Source organism: Ureibacillus galli (genome assembly GCF_014836845.1).
GTDB classification, from domain to species: Bacteria; Bacillota; Bacilli; order Bacillales_A; family Planococcaceae; genus Ureibacillus; species Ureibacillus galli.
Genome location: NZ_JACSQA010000002.1, coordinates 275,915 through 293,730, shown reverse-complemented (window position 1 = coordinate 293,730; position 17,816 = coordinate 275,915). Strand labels below are relative to the sequence as shown.

The 17,816-nt window shown below is 34.0% G+C and carries 25 protein-coding genes and 1 pseudogene; 23 read left to right on the top strand and 3 right to left on the bottom strand.

Annotated features, from left to right (window positions below; genetic code table 11):
• Positions 1-11: 11 nt before the first annotated feature.
• Entirely contained in the window at positions 12-218 is a 207-nt protein-coding gene (locus H9636_RS03120) for a spore coat protein (RefSeq protein WP_191706175.1), read from the bottom strand.
• 175 nt (positions 219-393) lie between these two features.
• On the opposite strand from H9636_RS03120, the gene H9636_RS03115 reads away from it, so the two are divergent.
• The 10 genes from H9636_RS03115 (at position 394) to H9636_RS03070 (ending at position 8,441) form a co-directional block, all read left to right on the top strand.
• Positions 394-1,143 (top strand): class I SAM-dependent methyltransferase, encoded by a 750-nt coding sequence (locus tag H9636_RS03115; protein WP_191706174.1) that lies wholly within the window; start codon positions 394-396, stop codon positions 1,141-1,143.
• Between the two features lie 99 nt (positions 1,144-1,242).
• The gene (locus H9636_RS03110; RefSeq protein WP_191706173.1) at positions 1,243-1,800 is read left to right on the top strand and encodes a cysteine hydrolase family protein; all 558 of its coding nucleotides are present in this window, start codon (positions 1,243-1,245) and stop codon (positions 1,798-1,800) included.
• A gap of 170 nt (positions 1,801-1,970) precedes the next feature.
• Positions 1,971-2,633, top strand: coding sequence for an HAD family hydrolase (locus H9636_RS03105; protein WP_191706172.1), 663 nt, complete (start codon positions 1,971-1,973; stop codon positions 2,631-2,633).
• A 27-nt stretch (positions 2,634-2,660) separates the two neighbouring features.
• Positions 2,661-3,356 carry a response regulator transcription factor gene (locus H9636_RS03100; protein ID WP_191706171.1) on the top strand — a complete coding sequence of 232 codons (696 nt, stop codon included), beginning with the start codon at positions 2,661-2,663 and terminating at the stop codon, positions 3,354-3,356.
• Between the two features lie 2 nt (positions 3,357-3,358).
• Entirely contained in the window at positions 3,359-4,294 is a 936-nt protein-coding gene (locus H9636_RS03095; RefSeq protein WP_191706170.1) for a sensor histidine kinase, read from the top strand.
• A gap of 145 nt (positions 4,295-4,439) precedes the next feature.
• Positions 4,440-5,363, top strand: a complete 924-nt coding sequence (locus tag H9636_RS03090) for an ABC transporter ATP-binding protein (RefSeq protein WP_191706169.1) — start codon at positions 4,440-4,442, stop codon at positions 5,361-5,363.
• Entirely contained in the window at positions 5,356-6,036 is a 681-nt protein-coding gene (locus H9636_RS03085) for an ABC-2 transporter permease (RefSeq protein ID WP_191706168.1), read from the top strand. Before H9636_RS03090 ends, H9636_RS03085 begins: the two co-directional genes overlap by 8 nt.
• A gap of 75 nt (positions 6,037-6,111) precedes the next feature.
• Complete coding sequence (locus H9636_RS03080) at positions 6,112-6,606, top strand: DinB family protein (protein WP_191706167.1); 495 nt, start codon at positions 6,112-6,114, stop codon at positions 6,604-6,606.
• Between the two features lie 193 nt (positions 6,607-6,799).
• Positions 6,800-8,014 carry an ISL3 family transposase gene (locus H9636_RS03075; RefSeq protein WP_191706166.1) on the top strand — a complete coding sequence of 405 codons (1,215 nt, stop codon included), beginning with the start codon at positions 6,800-6,802 and terminating at the stop codon, positions 8,012-8,014.
• 97 nt (positions 8,015-8,111) lie between these two features.
• Positions 8,112-8,441, top strand: a complete 330-nt coding sequence (locus tag H9636_RS03070; RefSeq protein ID WP_122970697.1) for an antibiotic biosynthesis monooxygenase family protein — start codon at positions 8,112-8,114, stop codon at positions 8,439-8,441.
• A 33-nt stretch (positions 8,442-8,474) separates the two neighbouring features.
• Here the strand turns inward: H9636_RS03070 and H9636_RS03065 are convergent, their stop codons facing one another.
• The gene (locus H9636_RS03065; protein WP_191706165.1) at positions 8,475-9,494 is read right to left on the bottom strand and encodes a DUF2332 domain-containing protein; all 1,020 of its coding nucleotides are present in this window, start codon (positions 9,492-9,494) and stop codon (positions 8,475-8,477) included.
• Positions 9,495-9,821: 327 nt separating this feature from the next.
• On the opposite strand from H9636_RS03065, the gene H9636_RS03060 reads away from it, so the two are divergent.
• From H9636_RS03060 to H9636_RS03035, 6 genes are all read left to right on the top strand, one after another.
• A complete protein-coding gene (locus tag H9636_RS03060) occupies positions 9,822-10,694 on the top strand; it encodes a YitT family protein (RefSeq protein WP_122970696.1) in 873 nt (290 codons plus the stop codon).
• A 113-nt stretch (positions 10,695-10,807) separates the two neighbouring features.
• Positions 10,808-11,680, top strand: coding sequence for a GNAT family N-acetyltransferase (locus H9636_RS03055; RefSeq protein WP_191706164.1), 873 nt, complete (start codon positions 10,808-10,810; stop codon positions 11,678-11,680).
• 70 nt (positions 11,681-11,750) lie between these two features.
• Complete coding sequence (locus H9636_RS03050; RefSeq protein ID WP_191706163.1) at positions 11,751-12,011, top strand: hypothetical protein; 261 nt, start codon at positions 11,751-11,753, stop codon at positions 12,009-12,011.
• Positions 11,998-12,390 carry a MarR family winged helix-turn-helix transcriptional regulator gene (locus H9636_RS03045; RefSeq protein WP_122970692.1) on the top strand — a complete coding sequence of 131 codons (393 nt, stop codon included), beginning with the start codon at positions 11,998-12,000 and terminating at the stop codon, positions 12,388-12,390. Before H9636_RS03050 ends, H9636_RS03045 begins: the two co-directional genes overlap by 14 nt.
• Positions 12,387-12,728: a DUF3147 family protein gene (locus H9636_RS03040; RefSeq protein WP_174232637.1), complete on the top strand. Its 342-nt coding sequence runs from the start codon at positions 12,387-12,389 to the stop codon at positions 12,726-12,728. Before H9636_RS03045 ends, H9636_RS03040 begins: the two co-directional genes overlap by 4 nt.
• Positions 12,729-12,741: 13 nt before the next feature.
• Complete coding sequence (locus tag H9636_RS03035) at positions 12,742-13,470, top strand: AAA family ATPase (protein ID WP_122970690.1); 729 nt, start codon at positions 12,742-12,744, stop codon at positions 13,468-13,470.
• Positions 13,471-13,569: 99 nt separating this feature from the next.
• Here the strand turns inward: H9636_RS03035 and H9636_RS03030 are convergent, their stop codons facing one another.
• Complete coding sequence (locus H9636_RS03030) at positions 13,570-13,707, bottom strand: hypothetical protein (protein WP_158599658.1); 138 nt, start codon at positions 13,705-13,707, stop codon at positions 13,570-13,572.
• 151 nt (positions 13,708-13,858) lie between these two features.
• On the opposite strand from H9636_RS03030, the gene H9636_RS03025 reads away from it, so the two are divergent.
• The 7 genes and pseudogenes from H9636_RS03025 to H9636_RS02995 all read left to right on the top strand — a co-directional run bounded on the left by H9636_RS03025 (position 13,859) and on the right by H9636_RS02995 (position 17,774).
• Positions 13,859-14,113, top strand: a complete 255-nt coding sequence (locus H9636_RS03025) for a VOC family protein (RefSeq protein ID WP_225230050.1) — start codon at positions 13,859-13,861, stop codon at positions 14,111-14,113.
• Between the two features lie 27 nt (positions 14,114-14,140).
• Positions 14,141-14,521 carry a VOC family protein gene (locus tag H9636_RS03020; RefSeq protein ID WP_191706162.1) on the top strand — a complete coding sequence of 127 codons (381 nt, stop codon included), beginning with the start codon at positions 14,141-14,143 and terminating at the stop codon, positions 14,519-14,521.
• Between the two features lie 20 nt (positions 14,522-14,541).
• The gene (locus tag H9636_RS03015; RefSeq protein WP_122970688.1) at positions 14,542-15,036 is read left to right on the top strand and encodes a GNAT family N-acetyltransferase; all 495 of its coding nucleotides are present in this window, start codon (positions 14,542-14,544) and stop codon (positions 15,034-15,036) included.
• A 66-nt stretch (positions 15,037-15,102) separates the two neighbouring features.
• Positions 15,103-15,573, top strand: coding sequence for a GNAT family N-acetyltransferase (locus H9636_RS03010; RefSeq protein WP_191706161.1), 471 nt, complete (start codon positions 15,103-15,105; stop codon positions 15,571-15,573).
• A 13-nt stretch (positions 15,574-15,586) separates the two neighbouring features.
• On the top strand, positions 15,587-16,486 hold the full coding sequence (locus H9636_RS03005; RefSeq protein ID WP_191706160.1) for an aminoglycoside 6-adenylyltransferase: 900 nt from the start codon (positions 15,587-15,589) through the stop codon (positions 16,484-16,486).
• A 1-nt stretch (position 16,487) separates the two neighbouring features.
• Positions 16,488-17,132 (top strand): annotated as a pseudogene (locus H9636_RS03000) (HAD hydrolase-like protein).
• An 81-nt stretch (positions 17,133-17,213) separates the two neighbouring features.
• Positions 17,214-17,774, top strand: coding sequence for an AAA family ATPase (locus H9636_RS02995; RefSeq protein WP_191706159.1), 561 nt, complete (start codon positions 17,214-17,216; stop codon positions 17,772-17,774).
• Positions 17,775-17,816 lie beyond the last annotated feature (42 nt).

The following is a 17,816-nucleotide window of genomic DNA, read 5'->3' as shown; positions in this document are numbered from 1 at the left end:
TCTACCTCCAGTTATTCTAGCTCGGAATTTGAGTAGAGTTTTAACATAGCAGTCAAAGCAGGTGTGGATAATTTAACGTTTTTGTCCAATAGCTCCCGTAAATCTTGATCAAAGACGATTCCTTGACTGAGTTTCGATTTCAATAGACTTGTCGTCATAAAGTTAATCACTTCATGAAATTCTAACGTTTCGTGAAGTGCTAATTTCTTTTCAAACATAAAGAGCACCTCCTTATTTTCCTTTCAAAAGGCTATCCTTTAATGTAATTAATTATTCAATGAAAAATATTCGTACGTAGTAGAAATAGGGTAGCTTTAAAGGAACTTCCATTACATATAGCGAACATATTCTGTAGGTTCTTGAATGAAACTTGTGCTTGTGGGAGGGGAATCTTTGAAACAAAATATTTACGATAATCCAATATTTTTTAAAAATTATACTTCTTTAAGGGAAACGGGAGTAACTTACAACGATTTTATTGAACAACCAGCTATCAAATCGCTCATTTCATCACTAAAGGATAAAACGGTTTTAGATTTAGGATGTGGAACAGGCCAATTCGCAAACTATTGTGTCGAAAAGGGTGCGGCAAAAGTACTGGCAGTCGATATATCAAAAAATATGATCGATAAAGCGATGAAAGAAAACAATCACGAAAAAATTGAATATCATTGTAGTCCGATTGAAGATTTCCAATTCAATCATCAAACCTTCGACTTGATTATTAGTTCATTAGCGATTCATTATATAGAAGATTACGATAGTCTTATAACGAAGATTAGCCAATTATTGAAGGATGGTGGGGAATTCATTTTCTCTACTGAACATCCAATTGTAACCGCTAGAAAAGATATGAACAATTGGGTAAGGGATGAGGGAGGAAATAAACTTCATTGGGCTGTAGATCATTATCAAGAGGAAGGGATTCGAAAAGAATATTGGTATATAGATGGTGTTATTAAATACCATCGAACGATTTCGACTTTACTCAATACATTAATAGAGAAAGGATTAGTTTTAGAAAAAGTAGTGGAGCCAACGTCGATAGCAATTGGTTTAGAGAAAATGCCAAAGGTCATAAATGAAGAAAGAAAACCTTCTTTTCTTGTCATAAAGGCAAAGAAACAAGAAGTGAAATTTTAACAGGGAAAACAAGGATTTGTAATCATCAAAATGGAATAGTAAAAAGTGGACACCCATATAGTAAGTGTTATTTATGAAATGACTCAAGGAGGTCATCGATTGAAACAAGCCCTTTTAATAATTGACGCCCAGCAAGCGTTAATTGATGGAGAAAAAGTAGAAACAGGTGTATACGAGAAAGAAAGATTAATAGCGAATATTAATCATGTCATTCAAAAGGCAGTACAAGATAATGTTCCGATTATTTTTATAAGGGACATTGACGTGTCCAACGGAGAAGGTCCAGGGTTTGAAATACATGGTGACATTCATATTCCGAATGCTTCAGTTATTTTTAATAAGGCAGCAACGAATGCCTTTTATGGAACTGGTTTAAAGGATTACTTGGAGGAACAAAAAATTAAACATCTTGTCGTAATGGGCTGTCAAACGGAAGCGTGTATCGATACGGCAGTAAGAACGGCAACCGTTAGCGGTTTTGATGTGACGCTAGTTGGAGATGGTCACTCTACTTATGATTCGAGCATGTTAACGGCAGAACAAATTATTCTTCATCATAATCGAATTCTTCACGGTCATTATAATGTGGACCATTTTTCGATGGTTCGTAATGCAGAAGAGGATTTATTTACCCCTACCCATAACAACTATCGATAATCTTTCAAATGAGCGTTTCCGAAATGGAGGCGCTTTAAAACTATTAGTATAGAAAAGTAAATAATGTAAGAGGGTACACTCTAAATAAAAAACGGAAAGCCATTTTGCCCCCAATTAAAAATTTATTCCAGTGACGAGTTAAATGATACTCAACATTAAAGGAGACGGCTATGAACAAATATAAAAATATTCTATTTGACTTAGATGGAACATTAACAGACCCTAAAGAAGGTATTACAAAATCTGTTCAATATGCGTTAAAGAAAATGAACATCGATGAGTTTGATTTAAATCATCTTGAACGATTTATAGGTCCGCCAATACATAGTTCCTTTACGGAGTTTTATAACTTTGATGAAAGCCAAACGAAGCAAGCTGTAGAATTATATCGAGAGAGATTTAAAGAAAAGGGAATGTTTGAAAATGAACTATATCCAGGGATCCCCTCTCTCTTAAAGATACTTAAAAAACAGGAGTATAAGTTAATTGTTGCTACCTCTAAGGTTACTGAATTCGCTAATCAAATTTTAAAGTACTTTCAGCTGGATCCATATTTTGACCTTGTCGTTGGCAGTCATTTAGATGGAACCCGTTCTTCAAAAGCAGAAATCATTCAATATATACTAGATCATTATAACAATGATTCACCAGGTGACTTTGTTATGATTGGAGATCGCAAATATGATTGTATTGGTGCCAATGAAGTAGGGATTGATTCCATAGGCGTTACTTATGGATACGGCTCGCTACAAGAGTTAAAGGAATGTAAACCCACTACCATCGTTGATTCCGTTGAACAGTTAAAAGAAGTCTTGTTAGGCGTAAATAGGTAAAAATGAAAAATAATTGGGTGTGAAAAAATGCAAAAAGTTATTTTACTTGTTGAAGATGATAAAGAAATAAGTCATCTTATTAAAAGTCACTTAGAGAGCGAAAACTTTACGATTATTACTGCTTTTGATGGGGAAGAAGCTCTTAGTCATTTTCAACAAGATAAGTTTGATTTAATTTTACTAGACTTAATGATTCCGAAATTAAGTGGCATGGAGTTATTGAAAAAGTTTAGGGAAACTAGTTTAGTTCCAGTACTAATTATCTCAGCAAAAGGTAGCGATATTGATAAAGCATTAGGGTTAGGATTTGGAGCAGACGACTATATTAGCAAGCCGTTTTCTATGATTGAACTAACTGCTCGAGTGAATGCGGCAATACGAAGGGCAACGCAATATTCCACTGTAGAGAAACAACCGATAGCGAATACATTACACTACAAAGAATTGACATTAGATTTAAATTCATTTACAGCCCAAGTTAAAGATAAGATAGTGAAGCTTACATCAAAGGAATTTCATATGTTAAAGCTAATGATGACGAATAAAAGTCGTGTATTTACAAAGGAACAAATTTACGAAATGATTTGGGAAGATGATTATTTTGGAAATGAAAATGTAATTAACGTACATATTCGAAGATTAAGAGAAAAAATCGAAGAAGATCCATCCAACCCCCAATATATTCAAACCGTTTGGGGAATTGGTTACAAGTTAGGAGAGTGAACATGATTTTACTATTGATTGTAATCATCGTCCTATTGTTACTCCTGATTGGTTGGCAATTCTATTCCAAGTTTAAAATCAAGAAAAACTTAAGAGAATTAAGTCAACAACTAGATTCTATCCTTCATGACCAGTCTGCAGAAAAGGTGTTGTTCATAACAAATGAGGAAACGGTTCAAACTGCTCTCATTCAAATAAATCGCCTACTCGATTTCAATCAAAAAGTAATTGCGGATTATTCGAAAACAAAAGAAAGTTTAAGAAAAATGATCTCAAACATGTCCCACGATTTGAAAACACCATTGACGGTCATTTTAGGATATGTAGAGAAATTAACGATGGATAAAATGATGCAAAAAGAAGAACGTACAATAGTTACGCAACAACTTTATAAAAAAACTGAGCAAGTAATCGAATTAATTCATCGATTTTTTGATTTAGTGAAATTGGAATCGGGGGATTATTCTATTCCGTTAACAAAGGTGTCTGTAAGCGAGATTTGCAGGAAAAATGTGCTGGAATTTTACCATTTACTTCAGTCAAAAAAATTGCAAGTGGAACTGGACATTCCTGAACAAGATTATTTTATTTTTGGAAATGAAGAAGCGTTAAATCGTGTATTGAGTAATTTAATTTCTAACGCCCTTCGTTATGGTAGTGAGGGAGGCATCATTGGCTTAACCGTACGAGAAGAAGGGGATAATATTGCTATAGATGTTTGGGATAAAGGAAAGGGCATTGCAGAAAAAGAGCAAGAGCTTGTATTTGAACGGCTGTATACGTTGGATGATGCGCGGAATCCCGAATTTCAAGGAAGTGGACTCGGTTTAAGTATTACAAAGCGGTTAGTGGAAGGGATGAAAGGCTCTATCTTATTAAAAAGTAAACCTTACGAAAAAACGGTATTTACGTGTGTCTTTAACCGGATAACCTACTAGTAGTGGGACTTCAAAAGTCGTCAAATCAACTTTTATAATCTTTTCTTTTTTATACATAGAAAACTTAAGAAATTTGTAAGGTTTGAGAAAGAAAAAAGAAAAGTCTGTTGCTTATGATAAGGGTAACAGAAAGGGGAGAGGCGATTTGGAATATATCGTAAAAACAACAGGTCTGACGAAAAAAGTAAAAGGGAAAGAGCTAGTTTCAAATATTAATTTACACATTAAAAAGGGAGAAATATATGGTTTCCTTGGTCAAAATGGGGCTGGGAAAACGACGATTATGAAAATGCTCACAGGAATCACTTCTTCAACAAGCGGTGAAATTGAACTTTTTGGGCATAAGCTTACTAATCGTTCAAAGGCAGCTCTTAAGAGAGTCGGAAGCATTATTGAATATCCTACCTTTTTCGAACATTTAACAGCGATGGAAAACTTAAAAATCCATTGCGACTATTTAGGCTATTATGACGAAGTTGCTATTAAGCAAGCGTTAAATATGGTTCATTTAAAGGGAAACGAAAACGGACGAGTAAAAGATTTTTCCCTTGGGATGAAACAACGATTAGGAATTGCGCGGGCAATCATTACGAAACCGGAATTGATTATTTTAGATGAACCGACCAATGGCTTAGATCCAATCGGTATTAAAGATATTCGGGATTTAATATTAATGCTCAATCAAGAATATGGCATTACGTTTTTATTATCGAGTCATATTTTAGGAGAGATGGAGCAAGTCGTTAATCGTATTGGGGTAATTAATAAAGGGAGGTTAATTAATGAAATTTCCATCGAGGAAATTCGAAAACAACGAACGGATTATATTGAGCTTCAAACGACAAATGTGGAGAAAGCCGTTTATGTCCTAGAAAGTGAGCTTCAAATATCAAATATGAAAATCGTCCAAAATAATCGAATTCGAATTTACGACTTAACCCATTCCCAATCGGACATTACAAAAATGTTAATTGTTCATGGTGTGGACATTGAAGAAATTCAAAAGCATACAAGTTCCTTAGAAGACTATTATTATGCGCAAATTAGTGGAGGTGGTAAAGTTGACTAAATTAATGATGCTTGAATGGAAAAAATTAAAACGTTCCTTAGTAATAGGAGAAATGGCCATTTACTTAGGAATACTAATGATTCTTCCTCCATTTTTTATTCACTCCATCATCCCTTATTTTAGCGAAAGTTATGCCCTGGCCATTGAACTGAATTCCTTTATTCAATTGGGGGTCATATTATTTGGGGCATCTTTAATTAATCATGTATTTATTGAAGAGTATAAATCAAAAACGATGGCCTTATCTTTCGGATATCCGATTACTAGAAGAAAATTGTTTATAGCAAAGATTTTGTTCATAGCTTTTGTCGTTTTTATCATAACGCTATTTTCCTCTTTACTATCTAGTATCGTGATTGTTACTGTTGATCAATTTATTCCGATTATTAATGGACAGCCAACATTTAATGACATGATAACATTTATAACTGCTATGATAAGTACAGCTTTCAAGGCAACGATAATTACATTTATCCCGTTATTTTTGTTTGGTATATGGAAAAGAGCGGTTTTTCCAACAATCATTTGTGCAATTGTTGTGATGCAGTTGCCTAATTTTTCATCCTTTATTAATGTACAACAAGATACATTAATCGTTGTATTTTGTATATTAGGGGGTCTAAGTATTCTCTTATCCATCGTATCAGCAGAAAAATTAGGGGAAATTAAATAAACATCATTAGTCCTTTTAAAGAATATATATAATAGGTTGTTTGATTTCAAGTTTGCCATAAAGGAGCGGGAAAAGATGAACATGTTCTTTCAATATAATTGGATGGTAAGGGAAGAATGGTATAAATGGTGTGAGGAGTTGCCAGAAGAGGAGTTATTACGGCAACGTACGGGAGGGATGGAGAGTATATTAAAAACTCTTTTCCATATCGTAGACGTAGAGTGGAGTTGGATCCGCCAAATACAAGGAAAACCTGATTTTCAAGAGGACTTTGAAAAGTTTAATAGTTTAGAAAAGGTGCGACAATTAGATGCTCGGTTTAAAGAAGAAGTAGAGGGCTTTGTGAATAACTGGGATGCGAGTATGGAAAGTCGGCTATTTACGGAAACTTTACCAGATGGAAGAGTAGTAACAGACACTTGGGGTGAAATCATGCGCCATATCATTGCTCATGAAATTCACCACATTGGTCAATTATCCATTTGGTCAAGAGAACTAGGGAAGAAGCCAATATCCGCTAATGTTATCGGACGTGGTCTTGCTGACAAAGGAAATCAATCATTAATCTAATGGTTTAATAGTTTTAGTTTTCTGCGTTTTCATATGAGAAGACGCATTTTTTATTTGTTATTTAGGTATAACTAGAGAAAAAGGGCTCTATAATATTTGTTGGGGTTTGAAAAAATTTCATAAATAAAAAAGCACGTAATCACCGATTTCTATATACTTGAATTGTCGAGAAACAAGCAATGAAAGGTGATACGTGCAAATGAATTTTAACATGAATATTCCAGGATTAAAAGGTGTAACTGTTCATAAGGTGGAGGAGATGGGGGAACGTATTGTTCTACACGTTTCCATACCAAAAAAAGAACATCAATGTCCAGCATGCAAGAATATAACATCAAAAGTCCATGATTATCGAATTCAAAAAATTAATCATTTAAAATGGTTTGAACGATTAACCGTCCTTTTTTATAAACGTCGTCGTTATGTATGCCAATGTGGGAAACGTTTTTCAGAAAAATCCCCTTTCGTGGATAAATATCAACGTTTCTCGAAAGAATGGAATCAAGTTGTACGAATCCGTTCAATAAAGGCAAAAACATTTAAAGAAGCAGCTGAAGTACTTGGTACATCAAGCTCAACAGTGATTCGTCGCTTTAAAGAAGTAGTAAAGGAACAATTAAATGAAGGGGTTCATTTACCAAAATGTATCGCGATTGATGAATATAAAGCAGATACCGATGCGGGAACTTATCAATTAATTATTGCCAATGCGGAAACACATGAACCAATTGATATTTTACCAAATCGTAGAAAAGAAACCATTAAGGATTACTTGATGAAATACGGTGCAGATGTAGAAATTGTGGTTATGGACATGAATCCAAGCTTTAAAGCAGCAGTTAGGAAGGCGTTAAATCGCCCGATTATTATTGCGGATCGCTTTCATTATTGTCGTTATATTTACTGGGCACTAGATGAAGTACGTCGAAATGTTCAAAAAGAATGGCATGCATATGATCGAAAGAAATGTAAGAAAATGCGTCATGTACTATATAAACGATTTGATAAGTTAACAGAAACGAATCGTTGGTACTTAAATCGTTACATAGGAATGTCGAAGGAACTAAAGCAAGCCTATGAATTAAAAGAAGCTTACTGCGAATGGTTTGATTGGGCAAAAACTTCAAATGATTTGATAGAAATAAAAAAAAGATTAGAAGCCTTTTACCGAAAGGTAGAAAAAGCAAATATTCCGGCATTTTTAAAGGCCATTCAAACGCTAAAAAATTGGCAAGTTGAAATTTTAAATAGTTTAAGTTTTGGATATTTAAATGGTTTTTTAGAAGGAATTAATAATAAATCAAAAGTTTTGAAGCGTAATGCTTATGGTTTTAGAAGCTATGAACACTTTAAAGCGAAAATTTTATTAAATAATTTATCTAAGAAAATTGGGATTCATTTAGGATAATCGGGGTGCCGTGTAATATCACTTCACCCCAACATTTGACATAGAACCAGAAAAAGAAGGAATATCCTATAGAAAGTAGTGAAGGAGGGCACCTGAGATGAACGAAGCTACGACAATTCATGAACCACCTTATTATGCAGTGATCTTCACGTCAAAGGGAACGGGTGTAGACAAAGGATACGGCACGATGGCAGAGAAAATGACAGCTTTAGCATCTAGCCAAGAGGGCTTTTTAGGGATAGAAAGTGTTCGAGATGATGAATTAGGAATTATGGTATCCTATTGGGATTCTTTAGAAGCAATTCAACAGTGGAGAGAACATACAGCTCATAAGGTCGCCAAGGAAAAAGGGAAATCCGAATGGTATAAAGGATATTCTTTAAAAATTTGTAAAGTGGAAAAAAACTATTCATTTGAAAAGGAATGACAACATCCCCCAAATTATGGGGGATGCTTTATTCTACTTTGCCCAATTAAACCATCTTGCATGACCATCTGTATTTTCCATCATTCTTTTTTCAATGATTTCTCCATCATATATATAATCTTGATGTAAATTAGGATCGTACATATTGTTATAGCAATGATATAACGGACGTTTTGTACTTATTTTACTCAACTTTTCAACTAGCTGTTGTCGTCCTTCCATTGGGATTTGATTTGCCACGTGAGTATGAAAAACGACAATCATTTCACCTTCAGGAATAAGCTCACATAGATCCTCCAATTTAGCAATCCCATCTCCTCGAACTAATTGAAGATGGAGCTGTGTTACAACATTAGCCGCTTCCTTTAATAATTCTCTCCGTTCATGATGTTCGGGCCAAATAAGGGCTTGTAGCCATCTTAATTCGTTTTCATCCTTTAAATCAATCGGGTTCAAGTCCACTCCTATCCGTGTTTTCACTTTCGGGGTTGTATAAATGGCATTTGGTAATGGAGTGCCGATATTTTCAGATGAGATTATAACGGGTGTTTTGGAGTTCGTAACGGAAATTTCCCCATTATATAAATAATTATATTGATCCACGCCAAGCTGAAGACCAGCGCTTGTACCAATTTCAACTAATGCTAATGGTTGCTTATGTTCTTCGTAAATTTCGGCAAACATTGGATATAAATAAGCACATCTCCGAACTTCATTCGTCTGTACAAGCTTCGTTTGAAAAAGTTCATTTAGAGATTGTTCATGTTTTAATACAAATTGTTTAAAGGGTAAAAAAGCTTCTTCAGCAGGAAGTAGATGATCTGAAAAGGTAGGATAGTAATTTTTTAATGATTCATCCTTTTCAAATAATAAATAGTGGACGATGGCGAAAAGTAAATTCGGTTTAGGCTGACCTGTTGGAATGGTGGTAACAATATCGAGTAATTCAGCGTCCTCAGCTATTTGATAGGAAAGTACTTCATATAATTTACTAGAATTTTCACACTCGTATTTTGCAAAACGTTGAAATTGTTCACTCAGTTTCATCCCCATAATTTAGCTCCCCTTCATTTGATTCATAACGTCAAAACGATATTTTAAGCAGCTGTAAAAATCTCATGAAGTCAACCGTTTCTTGTAATTATTATACTGTTAAAATATTACAAATATCAATGGTGGTGATTGAAAGGTGTGGATCCTTGGTAATAAAATAAAGTATTTTTTCGTATTAAATGCCATACTACATTTAAATAAGAAGACTTATGATTTTGATAATCGTTTCTGTACTACTATAATTAAGTAGGAGTATCAAAATCTTATTACATAGATTAAACAGTACTGTATACAATATTTAATTTTAATTTGGATAGGGGAAATGAAATGAATAAAGAGAAAAAACGTAAACCTAAGATAGTAAAATTTTTATCAAAATCGATTTTGATTATCCTTGGTGGACTAATCGCAGCCTACGGACTAGAAGCGGTCCTCATCCCAAATAATGTTTCTGACGGTGGGGTAACGGGTCTGAGTATTGTTGGCTCACAGTTATTCGGTATACCATTAGGCGTTTTAATTGCAATCATCAACATTCCTTTTGTTTGGTTAGGTTATAAACAAATCGGGAAAAGTTTCGCTATTTATTCGGTAATTGGAATTGCGTCATTAGCAATTGGAACGGTTCTTATGCACCATGTACCAGCTATTATTAAAGGAGATACATTGCTCGTTACAGTTGTCGGTGGTGTCATTCTCGGCTTTGGTATGGGTCTTGCCTTGCGTAACGGTGGTGCCCTAGATGGTATTGATATGTTAGCAGTATTACTTTCTAAAAAGTTACCCTTTGGAACAAGTGATTTAATCTTATTTTTAAACTTATTTGTATTCATTATTGTTTCTACAGTATTCGGATTACAAGGTGCCATTCTTTCAGGGATTGCCTATTTTATAGCATCTAAAGTAATTCATATCGTAGAGGAAGGGTTAAGCGGTTCAAAAACCTTTAAAATTATTACTTCACATCCAGAAGTAATGGTGGAAACAATCAGGGATCGTTTAGGTCGAAGTGCTACATATAAAGATGCATACGGTGGCTATTCGAATGAATTATTCAAAGAGATAACATGTGTAATTAACCGTTTAGAAGAAAGTAAAATAAAAGAAATCATTCAGGAAATTGACCCCCATGCCTTTGTAACGGTTTATGACGTTGCTGAAGTAAAAGGCGGTAATTTCAGAAAAAGAGATATTCACTAAGTTTATCATGCTAGAAGCGCTTCCTTATGAGGAGGCGCTTTTTTCATGCTATTGAAAGGTTTTACGAATTGGGTGGCGAAATATTTTATAAGACAAAGGGGGAAAAATGGTCAATGGAGAAGGCACAAAATTTAATTGAGTTATCCCGGTTTTTGGCGAAATTAAATAACCAAAAGCAATTTCATATTGGATATTGTGGAGAAGTTGAAGAGGAAATTTATAAAACGTTAAAGGAAGATTTTGTCCATGAAAAGGATGGAATTTCCTTTTGGATAGCTAAAAATCAAGATGGAGTAATAATTACGGCAATTGGGTTAGACATTGGAACTAGTGCAGAAGTGTGGGGACCTTTTCTGCAAATAGTTTCTCTACCTCTACAGCATCAATTATGGGAGCAAGTTGTAAAGGGAAATTCTTCAATAAGCGAGTTTTATTTTTTTGTTAATAAAGAAAACATAACTCAACAACAATTTTTAAATGAAATAGGTGCTGCAAAAACAGGAGAACATCTAATTTTAGAAATAAAAAAAGAAAACTTTCATGAGATGGGAGAAATACGGAGTAAACCTTACGAAGAAAGGGATTATCCAACATTTGAAAAGCTACATTTTGAAATGTTTCCCAATACCTATTACGATGCGAAAACAATTATTAATCGATTAAGTGAGCACTGTATTTTAAAAGTATTGAAATCTGAAATGAATGACGTTGTTGGTTACGCCTACTATGAAATCGACTCTGAAATAGGGGAGGCCTCCTTAGAATATTTAGCCATTTCTCCAAAAGCTCAAAATCAAGGATTAGGCACTTTGTTATTAAAAGAAGTTTTGACGGAGATGTTTTCCCACTCCCATATTACAGAAATTCGTTTAAGTGTAAATAATCAAAATAACCGAGCAAATCATGTCTACTTTAAGGCAGGATTTGAACAAAAACATATTTTGTACAGCAATCAATTTCATCGAAGAGTTGACGAAGATTTCTGAAAAAACTATTGAATTGTTATAACAGATTCGGTAAAACGGGAACAAATGTTCTTTCTGGAGGAGAAAAAAGATGCAATTGTACTTTTATAATGACACATATCAACAGGCGGTTGATGAATATCAAATTACAGAGGACCAACTTCGTTTTACAGGTTCACCTAAGGAATGTACGGAGCTTTCATTAAACAATCCAGACCGTTTTGCCATTTTAGCGGTGGAAAATGGAAACCTTATTTATAGGGAAATGATGATGGACCTTTGTTTATATCGTGTTATACGATATAATCTGTATAAACGATATAAATGCGAGGTGCTTTATGGAATTAAATAATTATTTTACGGATATTTATTATTATCTACATCCAAAATTGGAACATGCGATTTCTCACCAAAGTGTACGTATTTTGCAAATTTTACAGAAAGAACAAAGTGTAACAGTTCGATCTTTGGCAGAAGCTTTGACTATTTCTCATAATACAGCTTCAGAGCATGTGAAAAAGTTGGAGAACAATGGATGGATTAAGAAGGAGCGTTCTGATAAAGATCAACGTAAAGTTTATTTAAAACTTACAGAACTTGGATTACAAGTTGTAAAGCAACATACTGAGTTAGATGAAAATTTACTGAAAGCAGCTTTAGGAAAGTTATCCGAAGAAGAGCAAGATAACGTCATGAGAGCCTTTCGTTTGTTAAGTGAGGCGGCGAAATAATGGTTTGGATAAAACTTTTCACGTCGGCTTTTATTATTGCTGCTGTAACAGAGTTGGCTAGGAAATTTCCCCTTTACGGAGGAATAATTGCGGCTCTCCCGCTCATTAGTTTACTCAGTATTTTCTGGTTAACCGTTCAAGGAGAAACAAGTAAACAAATCCAATCCTTTACATTAGGTGTCATTTTAGGTTTGCCAGCTACTATTGTGATGCTTTTAGCCATTTATTTCATGCTAAAAAATTCCTTTTCTTTCATTCTAGCCGTTATTGTAGGGATTGTTTCTTGGGGTGTATTTCTTTTCATTCAGAAAATTCTCATGGCACAATTCAATATTTAAAAGAGGTGTTTCCATGTTCCTTAAAAGAATTGAATTACTACATGATCGGATTGATTCTTATCAACAATATCCGTTTTCAATACCTTCTATCCAATCATTAAAAAGTTTAGATATAAAAAATAATGTTACGTTTTTAGTAGGTGAAAATGGATCAGGTAAATCCACGCTTTTAGAAGCCATTGCCGATAAATGTGGATTTAATACAGCGGGAGGTAGTCGGAATAATACATATAAAGTTGACCGTTCGGAATCAGCATTAGGGGAATACATAAGACTTTCTTGGTTGCCAAAAGTATCAAATGGATTCTTTCTTCGAGCAGAATCTTTTTACCATTTTGCTTCCCATATAGATGAAATTGGAGAAAGTCATAAAAGTATTTATGATTCCTATGGTGGTACTTCTTTACATGAGCAATCCCATGGGGAATCCTTTATTTCTTTATTCGCCAACAGATTTAGTGGAAAAGGGATTTATTTGTTGGACGAGCCGGAAGCAGCGCTATCCCCTCAACGACAACTTGCTTTTTTAAGAATAATCCATGATTTAGTAGTATCTGGAGAAAGCCAGTTTATTATTGCGACCCATTCACCGATTTTATTAGGATACCCTAATGCAACGATATATAGTTTTGATGACGGAACTATTGAAGAAGTAAATTATGAAGAAACGAGTCATTACCAAATTACAAAGTATTTTTTAGAAAATCGCGAACGTTTTTTAAGGGATATTTTTGAGGATTAAAAGATGATCGAGAAGTATAAAACGTTAGCTTCTGCAAATAATTTGATGTAAATAGAAATGCACCAAAGAGTAAAACTACTTATGGTGCATTTAATTTTTTTATTTGTTTTTTTGTTTATTCGCTTTCTTTTTTACTTCATTGACATCTAACTCTTGAGCAATTTCTTGATTGCTTTTTTGATTATTGTTTTTCTTATCTTCTTTTTCTTTAAAATTTGGTTTTCTTTTCTTTGCCACGATGTTTTCCTCCAAATATTTATCTTTTATTGGATTGTTGATTTTTATCATGGTTCGTTGCATTATTTTTATTTTTAACTTTTGAATCAAATTCTTCAGCAATTTCTGCTACGTTATCTTCAGGATTATGATTATGGCTTGTTTTATTTGTATGCAGGTGTTTATAAGTTGGTCTATTTCAACTTGTCAAAGAGAGGGGATCATAGGTGGTATTAGCAAAGGTCCTAGTGACTATCCGCATGGTACACGGATCCAAATTGAAGTCGATTCCATTGATGAAGCTGTGAAGAAAGCAATAGAAAATGGTGCGAAGGTTGTACGGGAGAAGATGGAGTTTGACGATTTCTATCTTTCCTATTTAGTTGATCCAGTTGGTATTGGCATTGGATTATATGAAAAGAAGTAAACATGATGCAAAGGGGGTGGTCTACTAATGAAAAAAACAATTCCGATTAAAAACCAAATGAATGGAATTTTTGTTCACGTTACAAATTTAAAGCAGTCGGCAAAATGGTATTGTGACCTTTTAGGAATAGAACTAGATGTAGAAAAGGTTATATCACCTGTTTTTAATGTTCCGGTTGTCGGTACAACATCTCTAACATTAGATGACCACTCCTTTGATCCCCATTTTAAACATTATGTTAGTCCAAGTCCCATTTTCAATTTTTATACACCAAATATTGATGAAGCCTACCAGTATATTAAAGAAATAGGATATGAAGTTGTAAGAGAAATAGAAAGAGTAGGAGAAATGGCTTGGTTTAACATTCAAGACCTAGATGGCAATGTAGTCATGATTTGTAATTGCTAAAATTGATAGGAGAGTAATCTATGGAAATTAAATTAGACGATTTAACAGGAACAAAAATTACCCGATTAATAGGTGACCATCTTCAAAATATGGGGGAAAAATCTCCGCCGGAAAGCATTCATGCATTAAATTTGGAGCAATTAAAAAGTCCGGATATTACTTTTTGGAGTGCATGGGAAGGGGAAGAATTACTAGGATGTGGGGCTTTAAAAGAGCTTTCTAAAGACCACGGTGAGATTAAATCGATGAAAACTTCCCCTGACCATTTAAGAAAAGGGGTGGCTAGACAAATTCTACAACATATTTTGGAGGAAGCAATAAAGAGGGGGTATCAACGTCTTAGCTTAGAAACTGGTTCAATGGATGCCTTTGAACCAGCACGAAGATTATATACGAATTTTGGTTTTACATATTGTGAGCCCTTTGCAAACTACGTTGAAGATCCAAATAGTGTCTTTATGACGAAGAAATTAAATATTAAATCGTTACTATTTAAATTAAAACTTCTAGTTTAGGAGAAACTACTCGTTTTATTAAAATGGGTAGTTTTATTTTGAACAGCAAAAAGGAGGTGTTCGAACATGCATTTACATATTAAATCGATGAATGAACTATTTGCGAAAGAAATATTAAGCTGGAAATACCATATACCATATGATTTTTATAATAGTGTTGATACAGAAGATAATAGAAAAGAACTTTTAGATGGATATTATTACGCGATCGAAAATGAAGATGGAGAGTTGTTTGGTTATTTTTGTATTGGAGAATCGGCACAAGTTCCTATTGGTCATCAAGTGAATGCTTATCGAGAAAGTTGTATTGATATGGGGTTAGGAATGAATCCTAAATATGTTGGACAAGGGAATGGATTTTTCTTTTGTTCTTTTATTCTCCAATCGATTGAAAGGAAATATAAAGGGGTTCCAATCCGTTTAACCGTCGCTACTTTTAATAAAAGAGCAGTACATTTATACGAAAAGTTGGGTTTTAAGAAAAAAGCTGAGTTTTGTTCAGATAAAGCACAGTTTACGACGATGGTTAGGACTTGATAGGGGGACAAAAATGCGCTCGGAAAAGGTAATGATCGATTTAATAAAAAAGTTTGCTGAGCAGGATGAGCGGATTAGGGCAGTTGGTATGAATGGGTCTAGAACAAACTTAAAGGTACCTAAAGATCCCTTTCAAGATTATGACATTGTTTATTTTGTCACGGATATGGATTCATTTATAAATCGTGTAGATTGGATAAAAGTGTTCGGTGAACTTATTATTATGCAAAGGCCAGATCATTCTGTTTTGTATCCATCTAATCGCGATCAATATGCTTATTTAATGCTTTTTACAGACGGAAACCGCATTGACTTGACCCTTTGGCCAGTTGAAAAAAGTAACGAATGGATACAAGATGATAAATTAGCCAAAGTTTTACTAGATAAAGATTCTATTTTTCCAATCCTACCTTCACCTACAGATCAGGACTATTGGGTAAATAAACCTTCTCAACAATTATTTGATGATTGTACAAATGAGTTTTGGTGGGTTTCAACTTATGTCGCCAAAGGATTATGGAGAAATGAAATTCTTTATGCGATGGATCATCTACAAATCATAAGAAATATGTTATTGAAAATGCTTGAATGGAAAATAGGAATTGAAACAGACTTTACTATCAGTATAGGGAAAAACGGTAAGTACATGGAGAAGTATTTGGAAAAAGAAATTTGGAATACACTCCTAAACACGTATCCGAAAGGAAATATAAATGACATTTGGGATGCTTTATTTACGATGACGAATTTGTTTGAACAGATAACATTGGAAGTAGCAAATCGACTTCAATTTAATTATTCGGTTATCGAAGTCAAAAAAGTCCTGGCCTATTTAGAACATATTCAACAACTACCTTTGGATGCTAAGGAAATTTCTCCATTTCAAGCAAGAGAAACTGAATACGAGGAGTGACATAATGCGAGCAGTAATTTTTGATATGGACGGAACATTATTTCAAACAGATACGATCTTGGAGCCAGCATTAGAAGCAACTTTTCAAGTATTACGGGAACGACATTTATGACATGGAGAAACACCTATCGATCAATATCGGGAGATTATGGGAGTACCATTAAAAGTTGTATGGGAAACACTTTGTCCAAACCATTCAATGGAAATTCGGGAAATGAGTAATGCTTTATTTCACGATAAACTGCTAGAAATGATTGAGGATCATAAAGGTAGTTTATATCCACATGTAGAAGAAATTTTAATGGAACTTAGCTCTAAATTTCCCCTTTTCATTGCAAGTAACGGGCAACCTGAGTATTTAAAGGCGATTGTAAATACATATCACTTAGAACGATTTATACAAAAAGTATATAGTATTCAATCAATTTCATCGGGCCATAAATCTGATTTAGTGAAAACGGTTATTCATGAAAATAATATTAAGGCAGGATGGGTAATAGGGGATCGATTATCAGATATAATGGCTGCAAAAGATAATGAATTACGGTCCATTGGAGTGAATTTCGACTTTGCCCAAGCAGAGGAATTAAAGCATGCCGATTTAGTTATTAATGATTTTAAACAACTTCTAAATATTATTGTATAATGTTTGCCACTCTTTAAAATTGATGAATGCTAAAGAATAAAAAAATCGAAAGAAACTCAATGGGGATGGAGGAGGGAGTTTATGAAATTCGTTCATATATTTGGACCACAAGCGGTTGGGAAAATGACGGTTGGACAAGAGTTAATGAAAATAACGGATTTGAGACTTTTTCATAACCATATGACAATTGACTTGGTTAGTCATTTTTTTGATTATGGTACAAAAGAAGGGAAACGGTTAGTAAACCTATTTCGTCAAGAAATCTTTGAAGAGGCTTCAAAAAGTAATTTATATGGGATGATTTTCACGTATGTTTGGATGTTTGATTTAGAGTCGGATTGGGATTATGTTAAGCGTATCTCCCATCTTTTTGAGTCAAGAGGTGGTACTGTTTACTATGTCGAATTAGAAGCTGATTTAGAAGAGAGACTTAACCGAAATAAAACTCCAAATAGACTTGAACATAAACCTAAAAAAAGAGATATCGAATGGTCTGAGAATGACTTAAAACAGACAATGGAGAAACATAGATTAAATTCTTTTGAAGGTGAAATCAAATTCCCAAATTATATTAAGATTGACAATACAAACTTAAGTGCCGAAGAAGTAGCTAAAATAATTAAGGAAAAATTTAATTTATAAAAATGTTTAGAGTATCTAAAGGATTGTTAGTTGCTTTTTTCA